Raw genomic sequence first — 23,370 nt, 5'->3', positions numbered from 1 at the left:
CTCGACTTCATAAAAGCGATGAAAGTGACATGACCTCCAACGATCCCTTGCTCCAGCCCTATCAGCTCAAGCACCTGACACTGAAGAACCGCATCATGTCGACGGCGCATGAGCCGGCCTATTCGGAAGGCGGCATGCCGACGGATCGTTACAGGCTCTATCATCGCGAGAAGGCAAAGGGCGGCATCGCGCTGACGATGACGGCGGGCTCGGCGATTGTATCGGCCGATTCGCCGCCGGCCTTCGGCAATCTCCATGCCTATCGCGATGAGATCGTGCCCTGGCTGAAGAAGCTTGCCGACGACTGCCATGAGTTCGGGGCTGCTGTTATGATTCAGCTGACCCATCTCGGCCGCCGCACCGGCTGGAACAAGGGCGACTGGCTGCCGGTACTGGCACCATCGCCGATCCGCGAGCCGGCGCATCGTGCCTTTCCGAAGGCGGCGGAAGATTGGGATATCGAGCGGATCATTGGAGACTTTGCCGCGGCGGCGCAACGTATGCAGGCCGCCGGCCTGGACGGTATCGAGATCGAGGCCTATGGCCATTTGACCGACGGTTTCTGGTCACCGGCAACGAACCGGCGAGACGATGAATTCGGCGGCTCCTTAGAAAACCGCATGCGGTTCTCGATGATGGTGACGGAGGCCATTCGCAAGGCGGTCGGCCCCGATTTCATCGTCGGCATGCGCATGGTGGCTGACGAGGACTGGGAAAAGGGGCTTTCTCGTGAAGAAGGCGTCGAGATTGCCAGGCGGCTGGTAACCTCTGGCAACATCGATTTCCTCAATATCATTCGCGGCCACATCGATAGCGACGCGGCGCTCAACAATGTCATTCCGATCCAGGGGATGGCGTCGGCACCGCATCTCGATTTTGCCGGCGAGGTGAGGGCGGCGACGAAGTTCCCAGTCTTCCACGCCGCCCGCATCGGCGATGTCGCCACCGCGCGTCATGCAATCGCGGAAGGCAAGCTCGATATGGTTGGCATGACGCGCGCTCATATCGCCGACCCTCACATCGTCAACAAGGTAATGTCTGGGCAGGAGGCCAACATCCGCCCCTGCGTCGGCGCGACCTACTGTCTTGACCGGATCTATGAGGGTGGCGAGGCTCTCTGTATTCATAATGCGGCTACCGGCCGCGAGGCCGAGATGCCGCATCGGATCGAGCGCGCAGCGGTATCGCGCAAGGCTGTCGTCATCGGTGCCGGGCCTGCGGGCCTGGAAGCGGCGCGTGTGCTGGCTGAGCGCGGCCATAAGGTCGACGTGCTGGAGGCGAGCAGCAAGGCTGGCGGACAGGTGAATCTGCTCACGCGCAACCCGCGCCGCAAGGAGATGATCGGCATCATCGATTGGCGGCTGGCGGAGCTGGAGCGGTTGGGCGTCACGATCCACTACGACGTCTATGCGGGAGCTGATGAAGTCCTGGCGTTCGAGCCCGATCTCGTCGTCGTGGCGACTGGCGGTATCGCACAATCTCCGGAGCTGGAGAGCGGCGACAGCCTTGTGACCTCCTCCTGGGACATTTTGGCTGGCGCGGTGAAGGCCGAGGGTCAGGTCCTACTTTATGACGACAATGGCGGACATCCGGGCATGTCGGCGGCCGAAGTCATCGCCAATGGCGGCGCCGAACTGGAGCTTGTCTCGCCGGAGCGCTTCTTTGCGCCGGAGATGGGCGGCATGAACCATGTGCCCTATGCCAAGACCTTCGCCGAGAAGAATGTCCGTGTCACCATCAATACCAGGCTGAAATCGGTGCGGCGCGATGGCAATGCGCTCGTCGCTGTCCTCGGATCGGATTTCTCGGAAGAGACGCAATGGGAACGCAGAGCATCCCAGGTGGTCGTCGAGCACGGTACCGTCGCGAATGATGAACTTTACCTGGAGCTGAAGCCCTTATCGCGTAACTTGGGCGCGGTCGATTATCCGGCATTGATCGCCCGCCGCTCGCCGCTGCTCGTCAAAAACGAAGCCGCTTCGTTCGATTTGATCCGCATCGGTGACGCGATCGCTAGCCGTAATATCCACGCGGCAATTTACGACGCGCTGCGCTATTGCTCGCTTCTGTGAGCCGAGCGGACGGTCAGGCTGCGCTCGAATTTTCACCAAGAATATTATTTATATCAATGCGATGTAATAAATACCTTGGGTAATAAATGAAGTTCTGGCGCCGCAGTGAGGCTACCAGACCGCCTTAATTTTGAAACAAAATGTAACAAGTTATAACACCCTGTTACCGGCCGAATCGTTATATTCGGGCATGTGAGTGAACGAGAGGTGTTTGATGCTGGCTACCCATGCGCCGTCCCCTTCGCGGACCGATGTCCTGATCTGTCTGGATAATCAACAAATTGCCTCGCGCATCAGTTCGCTTCTATCACAACAGGGATTGACGGTCGCAGCCATACCGACGGCCGACCTTCAGGAGTGGTTCGATCCAACCGGTTGTCACCTTGTGGTGACGCATACCGCGATGATCGGAGACGTGCGGAGGCGGCTGAACTTGCCGGTCGTCAATATCGAGACTTTCATATTCGAGCGCCCTGATCATGTGACCGAGGGGGCTGCGCGGCAGTTCGACGGCAACGCCTTCGTCAAGCGCATTTTTTCCGTTATGAACGGTACGCAAAGGCGCGCGGCTGAGTGATTTACGTCAGCGGTTGCTGTCTCCTATAATCGCTGCTGGCTGGCCTTGTCGAAGAAATGCAGGTTCGGCGTCTTGAGCGAGATCTGAATTGTCTGGCCCGGCACGAGTTCGGCGCGTTCGCGCATCACCCAGGTCAATTCCTTGCCTTCGAGGTCAAGCGCGATATGCGTTTCCGATCCCGTCGGTTCGACGACGGTCACGGTTGCGGTAACGCCGGCCTCCGTGGCAAACGAGATATCTTCCGGACGTATGCCGAGAACAACCTCCCGACCCTCTGATTGAGCCGGAGCGCTGGCGAGCTGGATGCATGTGCCGGTCGTAAGCATCAAGGCTGGGGAAGCGCCACCCGTGATCTTGCCTTCGAGAAAATTCATGGCCGGAGAGCCGAGGAAGCCAGCGACGAAGACATTTTTCGGCCGGTCGTAAAGTTCGAGCGGCGAGCCGACCTGTTCGACCTTCCCGCCCTGCAGCACCACGATCTTGTCGGCCATAGTCATGGCCTCGATCTGATCATGCGTCACGTAGACGATCGTGGTTTTCAGGCGCTGATGCAGCGCTTTGATCTCGGCCCGCATCTTGACGCGCAGCTTGGCGTCGAGATTGGAAAGCGGTTCATCGAACAGGAAGACCTTGGGATCGCGCACGATGGCGCGGCCCATGGCGACGCGCTGGCGCTGGCCGCCGGAAAGCTGGGCGGGCTTGCGATCCAATAATGGTTGCAGGCCAAGTATCTTGGCGGCCTCGCCGACCTTCTGATCGATTTCGGCACGCTTTGCGCCGGCAAGCTGCAGCGCGAAGCCCATGTTCTGCGCCACCGTCATCTGCGGATAGAGTGCGTAATTCTGGAATACCATGGCGATGTCGCGATCTTTCGGCGGCAGGTCGTTGACGATCCGGCCGCCGATGGAGATTTCACCGCCGGTGATGTCTTCCAGCCCGGCGATCATGCGCAGCAATGTTGACTTGCCGCAGCCCGAGGGACCGACGAGAATGACGAATTCGCCGTCCGAGATTTCCACATCGACGCCATGGATAATGTTTACAGCGCCGTAGGACTTCCTGACGTTCTTGATGGTCAATCCGGACATGAGATTCTTTCCCTGAAGATCGATCAATGCTTCTTGCGGATGCGGAGCGCCTGGTATGGCTTGCCCGGCAGTTCCACGCCGAAGGCGGCGTCCGCCTTGCCGCCGCGCACGATCGCGCCGTGGCGCGTCGGATGCGGGATCGGCGCTTCCACCTTTTTTGCCGGCGTGACCGTCATTTCCCATGTGTCGATGATATCGACGTCATAGTCGGTTCCGTCCTTCGGCAGACCGGTGGACCAGATAACCGGTTGATGTTCGCCGAGATAGATGTAGCTGACATCACCATCCCTGGCGCCGGAAACGCGCGTCCACGGCCATTCGCCATAGGAGGACATGGGCTCAAGGCCGTTGACGACATCCTGCTCCAGCAGATCGCGCAGGAAGCCGATGCGCTTCCAGGCTTCCCCGCGCAGCTCGCCGCCTTTTGCCCACCAGATGAGATCCTCCGGATGCGAATAGGTTTCACCATGGCCGGCATAGCCGCCGCGCGTCACCGTAATCCAGAAGCGATGCACCAGCTCCTGTGCCGTCAGATTGCCCCAGGACTGAATGATATTGCCTTCATATTCCGGCTCGTCGTTGACGACGGGCTTGCCATAGGCTTCGCGCCATTCCTGTGTGCGCTTCACGTCCCAGTTCTGAATGCAAGTGTGTGTCACCCAGGGCTTGCGATGATCGAAGTTCATCGTCGGCTCGCCGTTGTGTATCGACTTCAGATGGCCATAGGGATCGTTCTCTTCGAGAATGTGAAAATAGCGGTCCCACTGCTGCAGCGGCTTAGTGTCGAGAAGGAAGTCGTATTCGTTGGCAAGCGCCCACCAGACATTGCGATAGGCGGCAAGCCGCGCCGCGAGATAGGCGACGTAGCGGAAATCCTGCTCGGCCGTCATATCGGCATAGCCCCAGCGATCATAGGGGTGGAATATGATGATATCGGCTTCGATGCCGAGATCGCAGAGGGCTGCGACCTGGGTCTCGAAATGGCGGAAGAGGAGGGGATTCGGCCGGTCGAAGTCTTCCTTGCCGTCCGCGCCCTTTTCAAAGCAGGCGTAGAGAGGGTCGTTGACGTTATAGGGGTAGTCCTTGGGGAAGACGCCCATGCGGATCTTGTTGAAGCGTGATTTCTTCAGCGTTTCGAGCGTCTGGGCCTGCATCTCAAGCGGCTGGTGCGTCCAGGCATAGCAGGTCGTGCCGAAGGAGAGGAAAGGCTTGCCATCGGCATAGGCGAAATGGAACTTGTTGCGGACGTGCACGGGGCCGTGGTTGCCTTCCGACGGCTTGGTGGCAACGAAAGAGTCGGTCTTGCTGTCCAGTTCCGATGTCTTCGAGCGCGTGCGGAACGACCATTCACCCTCATTATCCGGCATGAAGCGAACGCGATAGACGCCGTTGCCGTCGTAGAAGCCGGGCACGCGGACCTCGCGGCTGTGCTGGCTGAAAACGGCATCGAATGCCACATCGCGATAGGGATTACCGCTCGAAGGGCCGTTGAAGGCAGCTTCGAACACTCCCCATTTTTCGACGGACGCGTTGGACATGATATTCTCCTTGGAAGATGGATGAATGGCCCGACCGCTCAGCCCTTGACCGCACCGGAGGTGAGGCCGGAGACGAAGTAGCGCTGGAAGATCAGATAAACGATGGTGGCCGGTAGCACAGTCATGACGATCGCCGCGTTCAACTGCCCGTAATCATTGGAAAACTGACCCTGGAAGGACATGAGCCCAAGCGGCAGCGTCCATATATGCTGATCCTGCAGCAGCACGAGCGCCATGGCGAACTCATTCCACGTCGAAACGAAATCCAGGATCAGCAGCGCCGCGAGCACCGGCAGGCAGACGGGCAGGAATATCCGGCGAAAGATGGTGAAATGGCTTGCACCGTCGATCAGGGCCGCTTCCGACAATTCCTTCGGAATACCTTTGAAGAAGCCGTGCAGAATGAAGACCTGATAGGGCACGCCGAAGGCGATGTAGGGCAGGATCACGCCGGGATAGGTATCGATTAAGCCCAGCGAATTGACCAGCGTGAACAGTGGCGCCAGCATGACCTGAAACGGGATCATCGTGCCGAAGACGACAAGGAGCAGCAGGATCTTGCTGAACCGCAGGCGTATCTTGGCAAGCGCATAGGCCGCCATCGCCGAGAGGATGAGACCGAGCGGGACCTTAATCACGGTAATGATGGTGCTGTTCAAGAAGGCGCTGGCGAAATTGCCGCGGCCCCAGGCGCTCGAATAATTCTCGAAGGCGGGCTCAAGCGGTGGCATGAAGGCGCCGGTCGACGTCACATCAGCCTGCGTTTTCAGCGAGGTGAAGACGATGAAAACGAAAGGCGCGAGCCAGATCGCAGCCACCACCAGCAGCGCGATCCACAGGCCGATCAAGACGGGATCGCGCTTGCGCTTTGCCGGTGCAATCGTTTCGAAGTCGTCCGACATGGATGTGGCCGATGCTGCCGTCATTGTTCGGCCTCCTCATGCTTTTGCGTCCAGCGCAGGTAGGGAATGACGACGACGATGGTGATGAGCAGCAGGACGACCGAGATCGCGGCACCGCGGCCGAAATCGAAGATCTGCATGGCTTGTGTGAAGGCCCAGAGCGCCAGCATCTGTGTCGATTGCGCCGGCCCGCCGCCCGTCAGGCCATAAACGATGTCGAAGGCCTTCAGCGACGAAATGACCGAGAGTACAAGCACAATCGTCAGCGTCGTGCGCAATGCAGGCAGGGTGACGTAACGGAAGATGTTCCAACGCCCGGCGCCGTCGATGCGGGCGGCTTCGACCAGCGTCTGCGAGACGTTCTGCAGGCCAGCGAGAAACAGGACCATGGAAAAGCCGACGGATTGCCAGAGATAGGCAATGAAGACGGAATAGAGCGCGATATCCTTGTCGCCGAGCCAGTCCTGGATCCAGTCCTGCAGGCCCATGGAAGTCAGGATTTCGGTGAAGAGACCGAAGAAGGGATCGTACATCCATTTCCACATGGTCGCGACCGCGATCGGGGCGATAATGACAGGCAGATAGAAGATGGCGCGGAAGGTATTGCGGGCAAAGAGCTTCTGGTTGAGGCTCAGCGCGAGCAGCAGCCCGACCATGGGCGGAAAAATCACGCACATGATCGTCCAGATCACCGTATTGCGGAAGGCAACCCAGAAGACGGGGTCCTGCGTGAAGATATATTGATAGTTCGCTAGGCCGACGAAGGGGCGTTGCGGATCGAGGCCGTTCCATTTCTGGAAGCTCAGCACCACCACGTTCAGCATCGGGTAAAGCGCGAAAATCGCGTAGATCAGCATGGCCGGCGCAAGCAGGATCGCTGCCTGGACGCTGGGATCATGTGTTCGGTTGCGGAATGACATTTCTGATTGCTCCCGGCGGCAGCTGACGCGTGGGCATAAGGGTGAGGGAGGCCGTTCGCCGCGATGACGATCGGCCTCCCTCGATTGATCAGGTGCGACCGGCGATGAAGGTCTGCAGCTGCTTGGCGGCATCGACCGGCTGGATGTTGCCGGAGGCGACGTCGTTGATGACCCGGAAATATTCGGTGGTGACGTCGAGCGGGAAGGCCTGGTCGCCGTTCATGTAGACCTTGCTGTAGGTTTTGAAGATCTCAAGCCACTTCGCCTCCAGCGGCTTCTGATCAGTGTACTGGACATTCTTGTTGACCGAGATCGAGCTGATCTGGCCGACGAGATCCTGCTGCACCTTCGTCGACAGGAAGTAGTCGAGGAACTTTGCCGCAAGATCCGGGCTCTTGCTCTTGGTGCTGATGTAATTGTACTCGGCAAAGCCATAGAGGCGATTGGTGTTCGTCGGGAACGGCACGACGCCGTAATCGTCGAGATTGACCTTGCTGCCGCTCAGCTGGCTGACCAGCCAGTCGCCTTCGAGCATCATCGCAGCACGGCCGGCGACGAACAGGGTATAGGATTGCTGGTTGCTGATGCCCATGAAAGGCTTCAGCGTATAATCCTTCGTCCACTTGGCGAATTCGGTGAAGGCATCGGTTGCGCAGGGCTCCTTGGTCCAGTCGGCTTTCATGGCCATCAGCGCGTCATGCTTATCGGCGCCGCATTTGGTTTCGAGCAGCACGTCCATCAGGCGCATGACGTGCCAGTTGACCGAGCCGCCGAAGGTGAAGGCCGGAATGCCTGCGGCCTTGAGCTTGTCTGCTGCGGCCAGCAGCTCTTCATAGGTTTTCGGCTCCCCGGTGATACCAGCCTTCTGGAAGAGCTTCTTGTTGTAGTAGATCGCTTCGCCCTTGAAGGTGAAGGGAACGCCATGCTTGCCGCCCGGATAGAGATCGGCAAAGGCGGCGGCGGACGGAAGCAGTTCGTCGTTCCATTTGTACTGGGTGTAGTATTTGTCGAGCGGCAGCGAGAGTCCCGCCTTCACATATTCGCCGCCGAGGCCAAGGCCGGCCCAGCTGAAATAGATGTCCGGGCCTTTGCTGGAGCCTGCGGCCACGCGAAGGGCGGTCTTGTGTTCATCGACGCCGCGCTGGACGATTTCGACATGGGTGCCGGGATTGGCGGCCTCGAAATCCTTCGCCACCTTCTTCAGCGCGCCGTTTGCCGCGCCATTGTCGAAGTTCAGCGTCCACAGCGTCAGGTCTTCCGCGGCAACATTGGTTGCCGAAAAGGCCGCCGCTGCCATAGCAGCAGCGCCGAACCAACGCGCATATTTGAAGTTGCCAGCCATCTCCCGTCCTCCTCTGAGCAAAGCTGAGGGCGGTTTTGACAAATCGTTGTCAACATGTCAACTGGTATGATGAGCTTATCAGCGGTATCGCATGAAGTGATCGTGAAAACAGACCATGACGACGACGGCCGACGCCGCGCCGGGGTCCATATGTCCCAAGGCTCGATCGCCCAGGCGCGACGACCGGCCTTTTGCCGCGACCATATCCTTGGTTGCTTCTGCGCCCGCTTCGCCCGCTTCAAGGGCGGCGGCCAAGCAATCGGCGAGTGAAAGCCCTCGATCCATGGCCGCGCGGCAGGCTGCGGCAGCGGGTGCCCAAGCATCCACCATGGTCTTTTCGCCGACCTCCGCCTTGCCCCGATCCTGAATGCCCTTGGCAAAAGCTGCGAATATTTCGACCATATCGTCGTCGCTCAATGACGCCTTTCCCTTGGCGACCGCGCCTGCGCGCATCAAGGCGGTCGCATAGAGCGGTCCGGACGAGGCGCCCACCGCATTGAGGAAGGACTTTGCAGCCGTGTTGAAGACCAGCGTCGGGTTGGATGTCGATGATTCCAGCTCCGAAACCGCCTTGGCTGCGGCAGCGAAGCCGAGCTCCATGGCGATGCCGTGGTCGGCGTCGCCGATCACGCCGTCGAGTTCGCAGAGACGGTCCTTCTCGCGGGCCATTGCTTCGGCGATCCGCACGAAAAGCGATTTCAGCTCTTCTGTTCCGATTATGGTCATGACAGCGCCTCGCCGGAGCGGAACATGGCGCAATCGCAGGGGTGATCGATGAGCCGCTGCAATTCGTCATCGAAATGCATGAGGGTGATCGAGGCGCCGGTCATTTCGAGCGACGTGCAGTAATTGCCGACCAGCGACAGGTGAATGACGACGCCGGCATCGTCGAGCATGGCCTTGACCTTGCGCATCATGATGTAGAGCTCCATCAGCGGCGTCGAGCCTAGCGAATTGACGAGCACGGCGACCCGGTCGCCGCGCGCCGGCTTCATCTCATCGAGAATTTTGCCGACGAGTTCGCTCGTCACCTCGTCCGCCGATCGCATCGGCCCGCGGGCGACGCCGGGCTCGCCATGGATGCCCATGCCGATTTCCATTTCGTCGGCGCCGATCTCGAAATTCGGCTTGCGGGTTTGTGGCAGAGAGCAGGGCGAGAGCGCCACCCCCATCGTATAGGTGCGTTCGTTAGCCCACCGCGCCACCCGTTCCACGTCGTCGAAACCGTACATCAGGTCGCAGGCTGCACCCGCGGCCTTGAAGATGAAGACATTGCCGGCAACCCCGCGACGGCGCTCCTTCTGGTTGACCGGCGCAGAAGCGATGTCGTCCGTCGTCAGGACTGTACGCACCTCGATATCGTCCATGGCAAGCATTTCCGCCGCCATGTCGAAATTCATGACATCGCCGGCATAATTACCATACATGAACAGCACGCCGGCGCCGCCGTCGACGGCCTTGGCACATTCGATGATCGGATCGGGCGGCGGCGAGGCAAAGACATTCCCGATAGCGGCGGCATCGGCCAGCCCTTTGCCGACGAAGCCGAGAAACGTCGGCTCGTGCCCGGATCCGCCGCCGATGACCAGGCCGACCTTGCCGGCCCGTGGGCCATGCTTTGCCACGATCGAGCGCGGCGATCCCTCGACAGCGCGCAGATGGCGTGGATGAGCCGCCAAGATGCCGGCCAGCATCTCATCGACGGCGGCGGCACCCTCGTTGATCAATTTCTTCGTCTTCACGCCGAGACTCCCAAATCATTGTGATTGTTGGGACTAACTTGCGCGTCTGCGAATGAAGGTCAATCCATCAAAGTCGTGGAAGCGGTGCTATAGGCATCAAGCGTAAGCCTCGTATTTCCGGGCTGCTCCAGCAGCCGGAACCTTCCCAGCTGAATCTGTTGCGAGGCGGGTGTGATGTTGACCAAATGGAGTTGTCGAGCCGCTCCAGGCTGCGCCGTGATGAAGGCGAGCACGGAGGTCTGATCGGACGACAGGCACTCCTGCCACTGGCTGCCTGCGAGGCGAGACAAGGTGGAGACGACGTTAAAAAGCGGTCGTGTGGTTCCCCGCGCCGACGGCTCTTTTTCTCCGGCGATCAGGCCAAAAGGCCCGGTCAGCGCCGAAAGCGTCAGGCATTCCAATCCGGCATCGAGGACGCGGACGGCATAGCCGAGTGCAAAGGCCTTGCCGAAGCGGGCATTGTGCCGTGGATCGGTGTTGGCCATGGCGATGCGGCCGCCGCGGGGATTCTCTATCGTCCGGCTGCCATAGGGGTTCTGCCGCATCGGTATGGTCGATGGTCCGATACGGTAAGGCTTGTCGCCGTAGATGGCGCGTATGGAACGCGTGATGAAGGGCAGCGCTTCCAACGTCTGCATGACGCTCAGATCGTCGGCCGCATGCACGATGGGATTGGTGCAATGTGTAATGAAATCGAGACTGTCGGCGGGCACTCGCTTGCGATTGAGTTCGGTGAAATAGCTCAGCATGCCGCCGCCGATACGCACATCGGGAAAGGCGGCGTGCGCGGCGGCATAGACTTCCTCAAGAGGCGGGCATTCGGGCCATTTGTTGCCCGGCGGCGTCGATTGCCGGTCCACGGAAGGCGAGATCATGATTGCATCGGGCTTGAAGCCGACCGCTCGCATCCAGCCTGCTATTTGCTGTGTTTCAACAAGAGGTGGCTGGTGGCAGGGCAATGCGATTTCCAGCGTTGATCTGCCGGCATGAATCGCGGCAACGGCTGCGAAGCGTTTGAACGCATCGGCGCCATGGCCGGTATCGGGATCGAAGTGAAACAGCAGTTCCTGCGGGGCAATTTCGGCTAACCGCTCGCGCGCAGCCAGCGTCGCATCCACTTCCTCCGGCGTAATGACAAGGCCGATCGATGGCATGGCACCGGATTTTGTCCCCGCGCTTAGGGTGATCGCGGCATCCGACGTATGGGAAAAAGAGGGTGGAGAACGCCGCTTATCCCCGATGGTCAGAACGATACGCTGCCGCATCGGCTCGCTGGCCGGAATGCGATAGGGCCAAGGCAGGGCAAGCGGGCGAACGTAGGTCTTATAGGAAGCATCGGACCAGTTGCGCTGATCTTCCATCTCGAAGGTGTCGCCTTCCACCCGGCACTCAGCGGTTACGTTCGCCATCACGCCATGCGTAATCGCCCGCATATCCTTGAAGGGCTGCCAGGGTTCGATAAGATCGGGGAAATGCGTGCTCTCGCGGCTGCCATCGACATGCTCGACCGATACCGGTGTACCGGCAACACCCACGATCGGGTGCAGGATACAGAAGCCGCAGCGGTTGGTTTCGAAGCCGGTCGTCGAGAGCGCTATTGCCTCGAAGGTCAGGGCTTCATCGGCCTCAGCTGTTATCCGCACGTCAATCGCAAGTTCGGTATTCTCAGGGCCTCTGCAACGCGCAACATAGCTGACCAAAAAGCCATCCTGCTGCTGATTAATCCGCAGATCGTCGATATCGGGCGCATAGGTGCCCCAATCACGATCGCGAACCAGATAGGAAACGGCTCGCAAGACTTCGATGCCGTCGTAACGAATGGCTCGGAGATTGCCGTCCTTAAAATCGACCTCAAGCCTGCCCGCTGTCAGTCGCACCGGCGGCGTTTCGAGCTCGCGCGTGCCGTAAAGCTGGAACGGATCGATCTCGCTCTTCATTGCAGCATCGCTCCGATATCGACGGATTTCCCGTTGGCGGCACTCTCATAGGCGGCTTCGACAAGCGCCAGGGTCTTGAGATTGTCAGCGCCTGACGTGGAGGTTTCGCCACCACTGGCAAGGCGGTCCGTCCAATGCTGCTGGATCGCCAGGACGCTCTCCTGAATATTGTGCCAGGGACGCGAGGCCCAGGACAGAAGCTGGGGTGATGCATCCGATAGGGTCACGCCATCGGCACCGCTGACCTCAAGCCGATATCCCTGCGAGAGGCGAATGCTACCCTTCGTGCCGTCGAGCTCGATCAGCGTTTCAGGGAATGGCTCGGTCGCAAGCTTGGAGGCATAGCTGACATCGACGATCGACGTCGCGCCGTTTTCATGGTCAAGCAGGATGGTTGCGACATCCTCGCCCTTGATCTTCGGATTGACCCGTTTGGTGCGGGCCGTCAGTGAAGAAACGTCGCCGAGGATGAAGCGGGCGATGTCGAGCGTATGAATGCCGAGATCCTCGATGATGAACCGTTCGCCTTCGGCCAAATAGGGCTGCCCCGAAAACACATCATAGCCGGAGCGGAAGGAGAAGCGCCCCCAGAAGGGCTCGCCGATCGCGCCGGACTGGAGGGCACGCTTGACCGCCTGAATGGGCGTTTGCCAGCGGAAGTTCTCATGCACCATCAGCGGCACGCCGGCTCGCGCACAGGCCTCTACCATTGCCTTGGCGTCGCTCAACGTCTTTGCGAAAGGCTTCTGGCAGATCGCCGGTATCTTGTAAGAGGCCGCCATCTCCACCAGGGCGCGATGGCTTTGCACCGTCGTTGCTATATCGACGAAATCGAAGCCCCTATCGGCGAACAGGGTGGCTGCGTCCGTGTAGCGGCGTTCGATACCGAACTGGTCGCCGACGAGTTTCAGCCGCTCCGGATCGCGGTCGCAGATCGCGGCGATGCTGGCGCCTTCAACGTCTTGCCACGCATGCATCTGATTGATCGCGAAGAAGCCGCAACCGATCAATGCGCCCTTGAGTTCTGCCATTTCAGCCTGCCTTTGCCATTTGCATGAGAGTTACGCGCTGCTGGAGGCGCCGCTGCGCCTGATCCACGACGACAGCGATGATGATGACACATCCCTTGATCACCATCTGCCAGAAGGATGAGACGCCCATCATCACGAGGCCGTCCGAAAGGATGCCGATGACGAAGGCGCCGACGATCGTGCCGCCTATGGTGCCGCGGCCGCCCGACATGGATGTGCCCCCGAGTACTGCCGCTGCAATGGCGTTCAGCTCGAAGCTTTCGCCGGTCGCCGGATGCGCCGCCATCAGCTCCGACGATATAACAATGCCGACGATGGCAGCGCAGAGCCCCGAGAACATATAGACGAAAATCTTGACCACATCGACGCGGATGCCGGACATGCGCGCGGCGCGCTCGTTTCCGCCGACGGCGAAAATGTGCCGGCCGATCGGCGTCGAGCGGGCGACATAGGCGGCGAGTAGCGCCAGCACGATCAGGATCCAGATGGAAACGGGCAGACCAAGCATGCGGCCGGCGCCGAAGACATCGAAGCCTGTCGTATCATATTCCGACCGGCCCACCAGGTTCGGAAAGGTCTGTCCGTCGGAAGACAGGAGCGCGAGGCCGCGGGCGATATAGAGCGTTCCGAGCGTGGCGATGAAGGGCGCGACGTTGAGCTTGGTGATGAGCAGGCCGTTGATGAGCCCGATCAGCAGCCCGACGGCCAGCGTGATGAGAATGATCTCGTAGATGTTGAAGTAAACGGTATAGCCGATCGGCAGTTCGACGCCGTTGAGGATAAGGGCGCCTGCCACCATGCCGCAAAGGCCGACGATCGAGCCGACCGATAGATCGATCCCGCCGGTGACGATCACGAAGGTCATGCCCATGGCGAGAAACGCGTTGAGCGCGACGTGCTTCGACATCAGGATGATGTTGGCGGTCGAGGTGAAGTTCGGTGCAAAGATCGCAAAGAAGATGACGACGGCAAACAGCGCGATGAAGGTCCTGAGCTTCATCAGCGTCAGGAGAACGGAGCCGTTCGAGCGATTGGTCGCAAAGGCGGAGGACGTATCTGCGGTCATGAAGCGAGTTTCCCTGTATGTCCGTGTCCCTTGGCGGATGCTGCGATGATGGCCTCTTCCGTCGCTTCGCTGCGGTCGAGAACGGTCACGAGCCTGCCGTTGCTGAGCACTGCGATGCGGTCCGAAAGTGCCATGACCTCTTCAAGGTCCGATGTTGAAAACAAGATTGCGAGACCCTTGCCGGCGAGCCTGCGCATGGTGCGAAAGACGTCAGCCTTGGCGCCGACATCGATACCGCGGCTCGGCTCGTCCATCAAAAGCACCTTCGGATCGGTCATCAGCGCCTTGCCGATGACGACCTTCTGCTGGTTGCCACCGGACATGGAGGTGACCTCGAAATCCGGATTGGGCGCCTTGATCGAGAGATCGCGGATCATGTCGCGAATGGCGTTCTTTTCGGCACCCGGATCAATATGGAAAAACAGCCGGGCGAAACGGCCGAGGCTCGCAAGCGTCAAATTGCTGGCGATGGACAGGACCTGCACCAGTCCCTCGCGCTGACGGTCCTCGGGGATCAATGCCAGGCCTTGCCGGATGCGCCGGGTGGTGTCGCGGGCGCGAACCTCGACCCCATCGATGTAGATCCGCCCGGTCGAATGCATATGCCGGCCCATCACGCATTCGAAGAATTCGCTACGCCCGGCACCCATCAGGCCGTAGATGCCGAGGATTTCGCCGGCGCGCACCGATAACGAGACATGATCGACGGCAAGGCCGCCCGTGCGCCGCGGCAGGCTGATCTCCTCGGCACGGAAGGCTTCTTTGCCGATCGCATGGCCGCCGTCCCTGGCGAAGTCCTTGGCATCCGATCCGATCATCGAGCGGACGATCCATTTCGTATCGATATCACGAACCATCGCCTGACCGGTGATCTGCCCGTCGCGCAGCACGGTGATGTAGTCGCCGATCCGCATCAGCTCTTCGAGCCGGTGCGAGATATAGACGATCGCGACGCCTTGAGCCTTCAGCTCCGCTATGACCTTGAACAGAATGTCGACCTCAGCCGCAGATAGCGCCGATGTCGGCTCGTCCATGATGAGGATACGAGCGTCAAGCGATATGGCCTTGGCGATCTCGACGAGCTGCTGCTGCCCGATCGGCAGGTCTTCCACCATGGTTTCGGCGCCTATGCCGGCATCGAGCCGATCCAGAAACGTGTTAGCCCTTGCGATCTGTGCCTTGTGATCGATACCGAAAATGCCGCGGGTGATTTCGCGCGTGGCAAAGATGTTCTCGGCTACCGTCATGTTGGCAAAGAGATTGAGCTCCTGGAAGATCATGCCGATTCCGCGGGCCTGTGCGTCAGCCGGGCTGCCGAAGGAGACTTCCTCGCCCTCGAGCAGGATGCGGCCCGAAGTCGGCCGTTCGACCCCGGCGATGACTTTCATCAGGGTAGACTTGCCGGCACCGTTTTCGCCGACGAGCACATTGACCGCGCCGCGGTGCAGCTCGAGGTTGGCGTGCCTGACGGCGACGATGCCGGAATAGACCTTAGAAACGTCCTCCAGGCGCAGGATGATGTCGTTGCTTGGGGTTCCGCTCATGATCATTGCCCCAATGTCAGGGCCGAAGGCGTGATCAGGGGAAGCTGGCCGGATGGGGGCAGCGGAAACGCGCCCGTTACGGTGATCGTCTTTCCGATCAGCTCGTTGCGAGGCAGAGCTGCCAGAAAGGACGAGTTTGCCTTCTCATTGAAGGCTTTGCCGAATTGAGCCCACTCGATCTGGTTTCTGAATTCGTTGAAGTCCAGGAAATCAAGCGCGTCGCGTAGCGCCGTACCTCGGATCGCAGGGCCGATCTGCACCTTCGCGTCCGGCTTGCCATCGCCATCCACATCGACGTCGAGGGTTCCGGCGCGAGAGGCTGTGTCGGCAGCCACGATCTTGCCGCTCAGTTTGACGGCATAAGTCCACGGCGATGAAGCCTGTTTTCGCGGGTTTCCGTATTTTGCGCCGGCATCGTCCGGATTGGCGGCTATGGCTTGCAGCACCGTCTTAATGTCACCCGCGCGCTTCTCAATAGCGGGCAGTGCCTGGGGTTGCCAGATCGCCTCCACCTTGGCTGCGGGGTCGAAGGCACTCTTTGCCGCCGCTGCCGCCTTCTCCTCGGGCGTCGGCGTCTTGATAATCTTGCAGCCGGGCAATGCCGCCGCCAAAACAAGGGCCACGAGCGCGCCTCTGGTCCTCAACATGCAATGCACCTCGATCTCGCAGGAAAGACATCGGGAGAGCGCGGTTCCGCGCCCTCCCACTTAGTGGTCCGCCATCAGTTCTTCAGTGCGAAGGTTTCGAGCTTGTCGGCGTTGTCGGCATTGATGAGGACGCAATCCATCAATTGCTTCTCATCTTTCGGCGCCGTCTTGTTCTTGATATAGGCGTCGGCCTGTTCGACCGCCTTCTGGGCCTGGGCGTAAGCCGGCTGCATGACCGTCGCCTTGATGCCGCCCGCCTTGATGGAGTCGCGTACATCGTTCGAGCCATCAAAGCCAACGACGATCACATCCTTGCGGCCGGCGGCCTGTAGGGCGGCAATTGCGCCCATAGCCATAGTGTCGTTGCCCGAGATCACGCCCTTGATGTCAGGATTTGCCTGGAGGATGGTTTCCATCTTGGCATAGGCTTCGGTCTGGCTCCAGTTCGCCGACTGCTTGGCGACCAGCTTCAGGTCGGGATAGTCGTCGATAACGTCGTGATAACCCTGAGAGCGGATACCGGCATTGGTATCGGCTTCGCGGCCGACGAGCTCGGCATAATTGCCCTTCTCGCCCATCAGCTTGACGAACTCCTGCGCGCCGAGCTGCGCGCCCTGATAGTTATTGGAAACGATCTGGGCGACGGCGATGCCGGTGACGTTGATTTCGCGATCGATGAGGAAGGAGGGGATGCCCGCATCCTTGGCCTTCTTCAAGGCGGCGACCGTCGCATCCGCACCAGCATTGTCGAGGATGATGGCCTTGGCGCCACGCCCGATCGCTGTGTCGATGACTTCCGATTGCTTATTGGCATCGTCGTCATGCGTCATGACGAGCGTGTCGTAGCCCAGCTCCTTCGCCTTGGCTTCGGCGCCGACGGCCTCTGCCTTGAAGAATGGATTGTCGAAGGCCGGCGTGATGATGGCGATTAGGTCGGCCGCGAAGGCCGGCATCGCCGTGCCCAGCGCCAGTGCGGCGGTAAAGGCTGCAAGTGTCAGTCTGCGTGTCAGTTTCATGGTCTCCTCCCAGTTATGAAACAGGCCCTGTTCCCGGCAGGGCAGCAAGGGGAGGGCATTGCCCTCCCGGGGGACGTCGATCAGGTGATGCGACGGATGCTTTCTGCGATCTCCTGCGGCTCGAAAACCTTCTTCCAGTCGTCGCGCATGAGGGCAGGAATGCCGAATTCGATCGCCTTGTTGCAGGCGTCGGAGAACACGCCGTCGACTTCCTTGAAGATGACCGCGCCGAGCACGTTCATGTGGCCGAGCAGGAAGTCGCGGGCGGCTTCCGCCGGAACGCCGCGGGCGACGCACTCATCCATAGCCTGACGCATGACGACGAGCAGCGAGGCGCAGACCGTTTCTGAAAGGCCCGGCTCCAGCATCGCCATCTGCTCGACGGTGACCCGGTGCGAACGCATGACCGGCGCCCAGATGACCTTGGCGATTTCCTCGCCGAGCGCATAGGCGCTTTCCGGACCTTGCATCAGTGCCGAAACGATATGCTGCTTGGCAAAGAGGCCGCCGAAATGGTCCTTCTTGGCCTGCATCTCAGTCTCGTCGTTGAAGATCGGCGGATGGCAGGGATGGGTGACGAAATAGGTGAGGTCCTCGCGCTGCGGCAGATGGCCTGCAAAGGGGGCGGCGGCGTCGAGCGCGACAACCATCGTGCCGGGCTTCAGCTTATCGACGATGCCGGTGGCAACCTTGCCGATCGCGGTATCCGGTACTGCAAGGATCACGACCTCTGCGCCGTCCAGCGCGGCATCGACGGGGACGCAATCAATAGAAAGGTCATTCTTCAGGCGGGCCTTGCCGGCATCGCTGACCTCGACATGGCGCACATCGAAGCGCGAGCCTTTCAGGTTCTTGGCGAGCCGGTAGCCCATTTTGCCGCCGGCGCCGAAAAGAGCAATTGCAGTCATCTTAGTACCTCGTTCACTTTCAATGTGTGGTATCGCAAGTGGTATGATGAGTCAATGAGTATGCCAATATCATACCGAAGAATGCCGCAGCTATGATCCCCTCCCGTCGCGGATCTGCGCGAAGTAATCGTCGGTGCCGACCTGCCCGCCTTTCAGCGCGATCTGCAGGCCATTGGTGGGCGCGTAGCTGCCATGGGCGGTGCAAAGCGGCGAGCCGGGGGTTTGCGGCAATGGAAGAAGCGTCGTCAGGGCCTCGACGCGCACTTCCTTGAGCGCGTGGCTCGACGTGTCGCCGCCGGCAATGACGACGCGACCGAGGTTTTCCTGCTCGATTAACTGCCGCAGGATCGTGCCGAGAGCCTGCCCCAGGCGATGGCGGGCGCCGGGAATGCGGTCGATATCGCCGCCGCGGTCGGCGGATGGGCCGAGTGCCGTATGAAGAATGACGCTGCGGCCGGCCTTGAGGCTGGCCACGCCCGCGGCGACGGCTGCGTCCAGAGCACGCTCGACGCTCTCGCCGACAAGCTCTATGGGATCGAGATCGATGCCGTCAAAACCGTCGGCTGTGGCACGCCGGATTTGCCGTTCGGTCGTCGGCGATACGCTGCCGGAGACGACCGCAAGGCGGTCGACCTTGCCGGGGCGGGCGAACTCCGGCTTTTCTCCGATCAAACCTTCGTTGCGCCAAGCATCGAGAAGGGCATATTCGACACCGGATGAGCCTGCGACAAAAGCATTGCCTTTGCCTGCAAGGCGCCACAGCTGATGTCCTGCGGCAGCCTGGGTTTCCGGGCTGTCGACATCAAGCAGCAGGACACCCTCCTTGCCTCTCGCCAGAGCATCGAGCCGCGCATCGGCATCGGCTGCCTGGATCGTGATGAGATCGGCGAGGCTGACGGGGAGGGACGTCTGCCTGCTCAGATGCAAGGTGAGATCGGCCTCATCCATTGGCGTAACGGGATGCCGGCTCATGACCGGATGCCGGTCGATGCGAAAGACTTCGCCTTGGTAGGCCGCGAAAAGGTGGCCGAAAGCGGTGTAGCGTTTCAGCTGCGGCGCTCCGACCACAACGGGCACGACGGGTTGTGCAAAGAGCGCTTTGCCGATCTCGATCGCCTTGCCGATGTTGCCGATGACGGGACTGGAATCGAAGGTCGAGCAGACCTTGTAATGGCATATCGCGGCATTGAGGCTCTTTAGCCATTCGATTGCAGGCGTCAGATGCTCATCCATCCATTGCGGCGTTTCGCTGCGGCTGGTGCCGGCAATGCCGATGGCGCGGCAATCCTTGAACCGCTCCAGCATGGCTTCACCTGGAATGCCGAGGAAGAGAGCCGTCGGCACGCCATTTGAGGCAAGCGCCTCCATGACGTCGGTGGAGCCGGTGAAATCGTCGCCGTAATAGCTGAGAAGAAGGTTGGACATTGCTGCTAGGCGTCCTTGCCATCACTGAATTTTGCGATCGAGGCGGCAAGCTCCGGATGATCCCTCGCATAGTCGGCAAGCGGTATGTCCGAAACCGCTGCCTGCCAGGCCTGCTGGATGGCGCGAACGCCGGCCGCCGGTCCGAAGGGATGGCTGACGATGCCGCCGCCGCAGAGATAGAGAAGGTTCGTTGTCCGGCCGGTGCGCTGGTAGGTTTCCGGCGCCTGGCCGCCCCATTGACCGGAGCCGGCGACAGGAAGCGGACAGTCTGTGGGATCGAAGAGCGGCGTACTGATGGCCTTGAAGGATTCGACGAAGCTATCGTCCGGTTCCCAATATTTGACCCTGATGCCGTTGATTTGGAACTGGTCGACACCGAGCAGGCGCCAGAACTGCTGGTACACCTTGAAATCCATGCCGGCGCCGGGATGGCGCGTCAGCACATCCCAACCATTGCGATGCGCATGCAGGACGAGGCTGGAGCGCTTGCGCAGGAAGCTCATGCCGCCGAACCCGATAGAGTTTATGTTGACGACGGCGCAATTGCCGCCGGCCTTCAGCACGAGATCGTGGTTGCGCATCATCTCATCGGGATCGGCATGCGAAATGCCGAAGGCATACATGACCTTCTTGCCCGTCTTCTGCTCGTGATCGAGGATCAGCGGCATGATGGCTTCGACGCGCTCTTTGAGCGGCGAATAGGCCGGGCTCATCAGCTTCTCGTCATCCTTGATGAAATCGACGCCCGAGCCGATCAGCTCGCCGACAAGCGCGGCCGTTTCCTCTGGCCGAAGACCGAGCGCCGGCTTGACGATCGTGCCGATGATCGGGCGACCGCTGACTCCGGTCAGACGCAAGCTGCCGGCAACCCCAAATTGCGGGCCGGGATGCGCATCACGGAAGGCGGCCGGCAGCTTCATATCGACGATGCGGATGCCGGTCATGCCCTTGATCGAGAAGACGCCACCGATCGCGATCGTCATCAGCGCCGCAAGATCGGTGCCGATGGCATCCAGCGGGAAGGCGATGTCGACATCGGCGCGATGGATCGGGCCATGGCCCTCGGCCACCTCCGGCCAGGTGGGGCGATCGGCGTCGGCAAGGGGGCGGATCGCGAGGACACGCGCGGCCACACGCGCTTTGAGCTCTTCCGTCTCGCCCGGCACAGCGACGAAGGTGCCTGTCGATTGATCGCTGGCGATCTTACGAGCCATCGCCTCGATGCTGCCGGGCGTTTCGATACGGTAGGTGATGGTGATGATCATGAGTGGATGAATGCTCCTCTCGCCGACGATTTTTCGCGTGGCGCAAACTGGTGATCTGGTATAATGAGTATTCCAACTTCTGCAACGATTTTTTTGTCCGGTTGCAGATAAGGCGACTCGTATGGGCTTCCGCCATGGCGGCCAAAAATGCATAAGGGAGGAAAAGCTTTGGGAAAGCGGGATTCCATGAGCCAGCCAGTCGAACAAATTGTACGTCGAAAGCTATCCGATGAAGTATTCGACCGATTGGAGCGGTTGATCACGTCGGGAGAGCTCAAGCCTGGCGATGAGATGCCGTCCGAGCGTGTTCTTATGGAGCGCTTCGGTGTCGGGCGTCCGGCGATCCGCGAAGCCATGCAGGCGCTTGCCAATATGGGGCTGGTCAACATTTCCCATGGTGAGCGTGCCAAGGTGCTTCAGTTGACGGCGAAGTCGATCTTCCGGCAGGTCGACCTCACCGCAAAGATCATGCTGTCGCAATCATCCGACTCGCTCGAACAGCTGAAGAGCGCCCGTATCTTTTTCGAGCGCGGCATGGCGCGAGAGGCTGCCCAGCGCGCGAGCAAGAAGGATGTCGCCGATCTCAACGAGATTATCGAGCGGCAGCGCGCGTCCCTCGGACATGCCGAGGATTTCATTTCTGCGGACATGCAGTTCCACACGCGCATCGCTCAGATTTCCGGCAATCCGATCTTCGCTGCCGTCAGCGAAGCGATGCTCGCATGGCTGAAAGCCTATCACACCGACATGCTGATCTGGACCGGCAAGGAAAAGTTCACGCTGGTCGAACATGAGGAAATCCTTGCGCGCCTGGCTGAAAACGATGCAGATGGCGCCGAGCAGGCAATGCTCAAGCATTTGGAAAGATCGCGCGCGCTCTACACAAAATGAACATCCGTTCTCGTCTCCGCACCGGCACGGCGCCTGGATGCCCCCCCGTCGTAATTCCTCCCAAATCCCTATGGAATCTATTGGTACTCAAATGAGGTGTGCGTGATGATTGATTTCTTTCAGCGAAACATGGCGCTTTTCCTGGCCGCTCTGATGACAGCAGTGGCCGTAACACTTTACAATCTGAGCTGCCTTCTGCTCAGGCATCATCACGCGCTGCTGCACAATCTGCATCATGCGGCAGGCGCCCTAGTCCTCCTTGCAGGCTTCTACACCATGATCCGCTACATGCAGGCGCTGCCGGATGATGAAGGCTAGAAATACGCCAAACTCCGAAATTCGAGCCGGCAATTTCAGATAGAGTTCAGCCTGCGCGGCTATATCCTCGACCTATCCCGATGCGAAATCGGCGACGCCCTAACCAGGTGTTGCCAATTTCAAACCGGGAACCAGTTTCACAGCTAGTTCGTCGCACCACTCCGGTGCAAAGCCCCCATGAACAACTGAGGATATCAAAACGTGGCTGATGTTTGTACGCAAGGCGTGGATACGGGCTTCGTTGCCCTGGGCTATGCCAAGATTGCAATTCTGGGCATCGTGCAGGGATTGACCGAGCTGCTGCCGGTCTCGTCCACGGCCCATATGCGCCTGGTGCCGGCCTTGCTTGGCTGGCAGGACCCCGGTTCTGCCTTCTCGGCTACGATGCAGCTTGCCGCACTTGCCGCGATCGTCTCCTATTTCTGGAGCGACGTTCGTTACGTCACTTTCGGGTCGCTCGATGCAATCAGGCAAAAGGACTGGAGCTCCCCCTCTATCCGGCTTGCGATCGCCATCGTGATCGCGACTGTACCGATCGTGATCGCCGGCCTGCTGCTGTCGTCCTCCCTCAATGCCTGCGGCACGTCGTTGCGCAGCCTCTGGGTGATCGGCATAGCCTGCCTGGTCATGGGCTTGCTCTTGGCGGTGGCTGAGCTTTACAGCCGCCACCGGAAAGACATCGGTCAGATGACGCTGATGGATGCCTTCTTCGTCGGCATCACGCAGGTGGGTGCTCTTATTCCCGGTGTCTCACGCTCGGGTTCGACGCTGACCGGCGCGCTCTTCCTCGGATTGAAGCGCGAAGAGGCCGCCCGATTCTCATTCCTGCTCGGCTTGCCTGCCATTGCGCTCGCCGGCTTGAAGGAACTGTATGAGCTCCATAAGGCGCATATTCCGATGGAAGCCTGGTCGGTTCTGCTCGTCGGCCTGATCGTCGGCAGCATATCCTCCTTCATCACCATCTGGGGGCTGATGCGTTTCCTGGAGCGCTTTTCGACCTGGCCTTTCGTCATCTACCGTATCGGCCTTGGGGCAGTCATACTTTTTGGCGTGTTGACTATGGGCTGGGCCTGAACCGGTCTTGCCATTCGACCGTCAATAAAAGAAAGGCGCTGCCCGTCAGGGCAGTGCTTCTCGTCTT

Annotated in this window: 21 protein-coding genes; 5 read left to right on the top strand and 16 right to left on the bottom strand. The window is 60.1% G+C overall.

Annotated elements, in window-relative coordinates:
• Positions 1–29: 29 nt before the first annotated feature.
• Together FBZ97_RS07585 and FBZ97_RS07580 are read left to right on the top strand one after the other, a co-directional pair.
• Positions 30–2,072 carry an NADH:flavin oxidoreductase gene (locus FBZ97_RS07585; protein WP_145317921.1) on the top strand — a complete coding sequence of 681 codons (2,043 nt, stop codon included), beginning with the start codon at positions 30–32 and terminating at the stop codon, positions 2,070–2,072.
• 214 nt (positions 2,073–2,286) lie between these two features.
• Positions 2,287–2,649 carry a hypothetical protein gene (locus FBZ97_RS07580; protein WP_145317917.1) on the top strand — a complete coding sequence of 121 codons (363 nt, stop codon included), beginning with the start codon at positions 2,287–2,289 and terminating at the stop codon, positions 2,647–2,649.
• Between the two features lie 23 nt (positions 2,650–2,672).
• Here the strand turns inward: FBZ97_RS07580 and ugpC are convergent, their stop codons facing one another.
• The 16 genes from ugpC to oiaX form a co-directional block, all read right to left on the bottom strand.
• Positions 2,673–3,737, bottom strand: a complete 1,065-nt coding sequence (gene ugpC / locus FBZ97_RS07575) for a sn-glycerol-3-phosphate ABC transporter ATP-binding protein UgpC (RefSeq protein ID WP_145317914.1) — start codon at positions 3,735–3,737, stop codon at positions 2,673–2,675.
• Positions 3,738–3,760: 23 nt separating this feature from the next.
• Positions 3,761–5,275, bottom strand: coding sequence for a DUF5060 domain-containing protein (locus tag FBZ97_RS07570; RefSeq protein WP_145317911.1), 1,515 nt, complete (start codon positions 5,273–5,275; stop codon positions 3,761–3,763).
• Positions 5,276–5,313: 38 nt separating this feature from the next.
• Complete coding sequence (locus FBZ97_RS07565; protein WP_186449488.1) at positions 5,314–6,177, bottom strand: carbohydrate ABC transporter permease; 864 nt, start codon at positions 6,175–6,177, stop codon at positions 5,314–5,316.
• A 20-nt stretch (positions 6,178–6,197) separates the two neighbouring features.
• Positions 6,198–7,097, bottom strand: a complete 900-nt coding sequence (locus tag FBZ97_RS07560) for a sugar ABC transporter permease (RefSeq protein WP_145317905.1) — start codon at positions 7,095–7,097, stop codon at positions 6,198–6,200.
• An 88-nt stretch (positions 7,098–7,185) separates the two neighbouring features.
• Positions 7,186–8,439: an extracellular solute-binding protein gene (locus FBZ97_RS07555; protein ID WP_113351116.1), complete on the bottom strand. Its 1,254-nt coding sequence runs from the start codon at positions 8,437–8,439 to the stop codon at positions 7,186–7,188.
• A gap of 78 nt (positions 8,440–8,517) precedes the next feature.
• Positions 8,518–9,165 carry a dihydroxyacetone kinase subunit DhaL gene (gene dhaL, locus FBZ97_RS07550; RefSeq protein WP_113351117.1) on the bottom strand — a complete coding sequence of 216 codons (648 nt, stop codon included), beginning with the start codon at positions 9,163–9,165 and terminating at the stop codon, positions 8,518–8,520.
• Positions 9,162–10,181: a dihydroxyacetone kinase subunit DhaK gene (locus FBZ97_RS07545; RefSeq protein WP_145317902.1), complete on the bottom strand. Its 1,020-nt coding sequence runs from the start codon at positions 10,179–10,181 to the stop codon at positions 9,162–9,164. The genes dhaL and FBZ97_RS07545 overlap by 4 nt, the downstream gene beginning before the upstream one ends.
• A gap of 59 nt (positions 10,182–10,240) precedes the next feature.
• Positions 10,241–12,118 (bottom strand): hypothetical protein, encoded by a 1,878-nt coding sequence (locus FBZ97_RS07540; protein WP_145317899.1) that lies wholly within the window; start codon positions 12,116–12,118, stop codon positions 10,241–10,243.
• The gene (locus FBZ97_RS07535; protein ID WP_145317895.1) at positions 12,115–13,149 is read right to left on the bottom strand and encodes a Gfo/Idh/MocA family oxidoreductase; all 1,035 of its coding nucleotides are present in this window, start codon (positions 13,147–13,149) and stop codon (positions 12,115–12,117) included. The genes FBZ97_RS07540 and FBZ97_RS07535 overlap by 4 nt, the downstream gene beginning before the upstream one ends.
• A gap of 1 nt (position 13,150) precedes the next feature.
• The gene (locus FBZ97_RS07530; protein WP_145317892.1) at positions 13,151–14,215 is read right to left on the bottom strand and encodes an ABC transporter permease; all 1,065 of its coding nucleotides are present in this window, start codon (positions 14,213–14,215) and stop codon (positions 13,151–13,153) included.
• On the bottom strand, positions 14,212–15,765 hold the full coding sequence (locus FBZ97_RS07525) for a sugar ABC transporter ATP-binding protein (RefSeq protein WP_145317889.1): 1,554 nt from the start codon (positions 15,763–15,765) through the stop codon (positions 14,212–14,214). Before FBZ97_RS07525 ends, FBZ97_RS07530 begins: the two co-directional genes overlap by 4 nt.
• Positions 15,762–16,406: a DUF2291 domain-containing protein gene (locus tag FBZ97_RS07520; RefSeq protein ID WP_145317886.1), complete on the bottom strand. Its 645-nt coding sequence runs from the start codon at positions 16,404–16,406 to the stop codon at positions 15,762–15,764. Before FBZ97_RS07520 ends, FBZ97_RS07525 begins: the two co-directional genes overlap by 4 nt.
• 74 nt (positions 16,407–16,480) lie before the next feature.
• Positions 16,481–17,422 (bottom strand): D-ribose ABC transporter substrate-binding protein, encoded by a 942-nt coding sequence (locus tag FBZ97_RS07515; RefSeq protein ID WP_113351124.1) that lies wholly within the window; start codon positions 17,420–17,422, stop codon positions 16,481–16,483.
• Between the two features lie 80 nt (positions 17,423–17,502).
• Complete coding sequence (locus FBZ97_RS07510) at positions 17,503–18,330, bottom strand: phosphogluconate dehydrogenase C-terminal domain-containing protein (protein ID WP_113351125.1); 828 nt, start codon at positions 18,328–18,330, stop codon at positions 17,503–17,505.
• A gap of 90 nt (positions 18,331–18,420) precedes the next feature.
• A complete protein-coding gene (locus tag FBZ97_RS07505) occupies positions 18,421–19,755 on the bottom strand; it encodes a four-carbon acid sugar kinase family protein (protein WP_113351126.1) in 1,335 nt (444 codons plus the stop codon).
• A gap of 5 nt (positions 19,756–19,760) precedes the next feature.
• Complete coding sequence (oiaX, locus tag FBZ97_RS07500) at positions 19,761–21,020, bottom strand: 3-oxo-isoapionate-4-phosphate decarboxylase OiaX (RefSeq protein WP_145317883.1); 1,260 nt, start codon at positions 21,018–21,020, stop codon at positions 19,761–19,763.
• A gap of 186 nt (positions 21,021–21,206) precedes the next feature.
• Between oiaX and FBZ97_RS07495 the strand changes: the two genes are divergently transcribed.
• The 3 genes from FBZ97_RS07495 (at position 21,207) to FBZ97_RS07485 (ending at position 23,303) form a co-directional block, all read left to right on the top strand.
• Positions 21,207–21,911 (top strand): transcriptional regulator NanR, encoded by a 705-nt coding sequence (locus FBZ97_RS07495; RefSeq protein ID WP_069615499.1) that lies wholly within the window; start codon positions 21,207–21,209, stop codon positions 21,909–21,911.
• Between the two features lie 105 nt (positions 21,912–22,016).
• On the top strand, positions 22,017–22,229 hold the full coding sequence (locus FBZ97_RS07490; RefSeq protein WP_113332702.1) for a hypothetical protein: 213 nt from the start codon (positions 22,017–22,019) through the stop codon (positions 22,227–22,229).
• 201 nt (positions 22,230–22,430) lie between these two features.
• A complete protein-coding gene (locus FBZ97_RS07485; RefSeq protein ID WP_145317880.1) occupies positions 22,431–23,303 on the top strand; it encodes an undecaprenyl-diphosphate phosphatase in 873 nt (290 codons plus the stop codon).
• Positions 23,304–23,370: the final 67 nt, after the last annotated feature.

It is taken from the genome of Rhizobium sp. ERR 942 (genome assembly GCF_007828395.1).
Lineage (GTDB): Bacteria > Pseudomonadota > Alphaproteobacteria > Rhizobiales > Rhizobiaceae > Rhizobium > Rhizobium dioscoreae.
This window is presented reverse-complemented; position numbering and strand designations above follow the sequence as displayed.

What these genes read in the sequence shown, in the direction of transcription:
- FBZ97_RS07585 (WP_145317921.1), top strand. Translation starts at nt 30, where the DNA reads ATGACCTCCAACGATCCCTTGCTCCAGCCCTATCAGCTCAAGCACCTG.
- FBZ97_RS07580 (WP_145317917.1), top strand. Translation starts at nt 2,287, where the DNA reads ATGCTGGCTACCCATGCGCCGTCCCCTTCGCGGACCGATGTCCTGATC.
- ugpC (WP_145317914.1), bottom strand. Translation starts at nt 3,737, where the DNA reads ATGTCCGGATTGACCATCAAGAACGTCAGGAAGTCCTACGGCGCTGTA.
- FBZ97_RS07570 (WP_145317911.1), bottom strand. Translation starts at nt 5,275, where the DNA reads ATGTCCAACGCGTCCGTCGAAAAATGGGGAGTGTTCGAAGCTGCCTTC.
- FBZ97_RS07565 (WP_186449488.1), bottom strand. Translation starts at nt 6,177, where the DNA reads ATGTCGGACGACTTCGAAACGATTGCACCGGCAAAGCGCAAGCGCGAT.
- FBZ97_RS07560 (WP_145317905.1), bottom strand. Translation starts at nt 7,097, where the DNA reads ATGTCATTCCGCAACCGAACACATGATCCCAGCGTCCAGGCAGCGATC.
- FBZ97_RS07555 (WP_113351116.1), bottom strand. Translation starts at nt 8,439, where the DNA reads ATGGCTGGCAACTTCAAATATGCGCGTTGGTTCGGCGCTGCTGCTATG.
- dhaL (WP_113351117.1), bottom strand. Translation starts at nt 9,165, where the DNA reads ATGACCATAATCGGAACAGAAGAGCTGAAATCGCTTTTCGTGCGGATC.
- FBZ97_RS07540 (WP_145317899.1), bottom strand. Translation starts at nt 12,118, where the DNA reads ATGAAGAGCGAGATCGATCCGTTCCAGCTTTACGGCACGCGCGAGCTC.
- FBZ97_RS07535 (WP_145317895.1), bottom strand. Translation starts at nt 13,149, where the DNA reads ATGGCAGAACTCAAGGGCGCATTGATCGGTTGCGGCTTCTTCGCGATC.
- FBZ97_RS07530 (WP_145317892.1), bottom strand. Translation starts at nt 14,215, where the DNA reads ATGACCGCAGATACGTCCTCCGCCTTTGCGACCAATCGCTCGAACGGC.
- FBZ97_RS07525 (WP_145317889.1), bottom strand. Translation starts at nt 15,765, where the DNA reads ATGATCATGAGCGGAACCCCAAGCAACGACATCATCCTGCGCCTGGAG.
- FBZ97_RS07520 (WP_145317886.1), bottom strand. Translation starts at nt 16,406, where the DNA reads ATGTTGAGGACCAGAGGCGCGCTCGTGGCCCTTGTTTTGGCGGCGGCA.
- FBZ97_RS07515 (WP_113351124.1), bottom strand. Translation starts at nt 17,422, where the DNA reads ATGAAACTGACACGCAGACTGACACTTGCAGCCTTTACCGCCGCACTG.
- FBZ97_RS07510 (WP_113351125.1), bottom strand. Translation starts at nt 18,330, where the DNA reads ATGACTGCAATTGCTCTTTTCGGCGCCGGCGGCAAAATGGGCTACCGG.
- FBZ97_RS07505 (WP_113351126.1), bottom strand. Translation starts at nt 19,755, where the DNA reads ATGTCCAACCTTCTTCTCAGCTATTACGGCGACGATTTCACCGGCTCC.
- oiaX (WP_145317883.1), bottom strand. Translation starts at nt 21,020, where the DNA reads ATGATCATCACCATCACCTACCGTATCGAAACGCCCGGCAGCATCGAG.
- FBZ97_RS07495 (WP_069615499.1), top strand. Translation starts at nt 21,207, where the DNA reads ATGAGCCAGCCAGTCGAACAAATTGTACGTCGAAAGCTATCCGATGAA.
- FBZ97_RS07490 (WP_113332702.1), top strand. Translation starts at nt 22,017, where the DNA reads ATGATTGATTTCTTTCAGCGAAACATGGCGCTTTTCCTGGCCGCTCTG.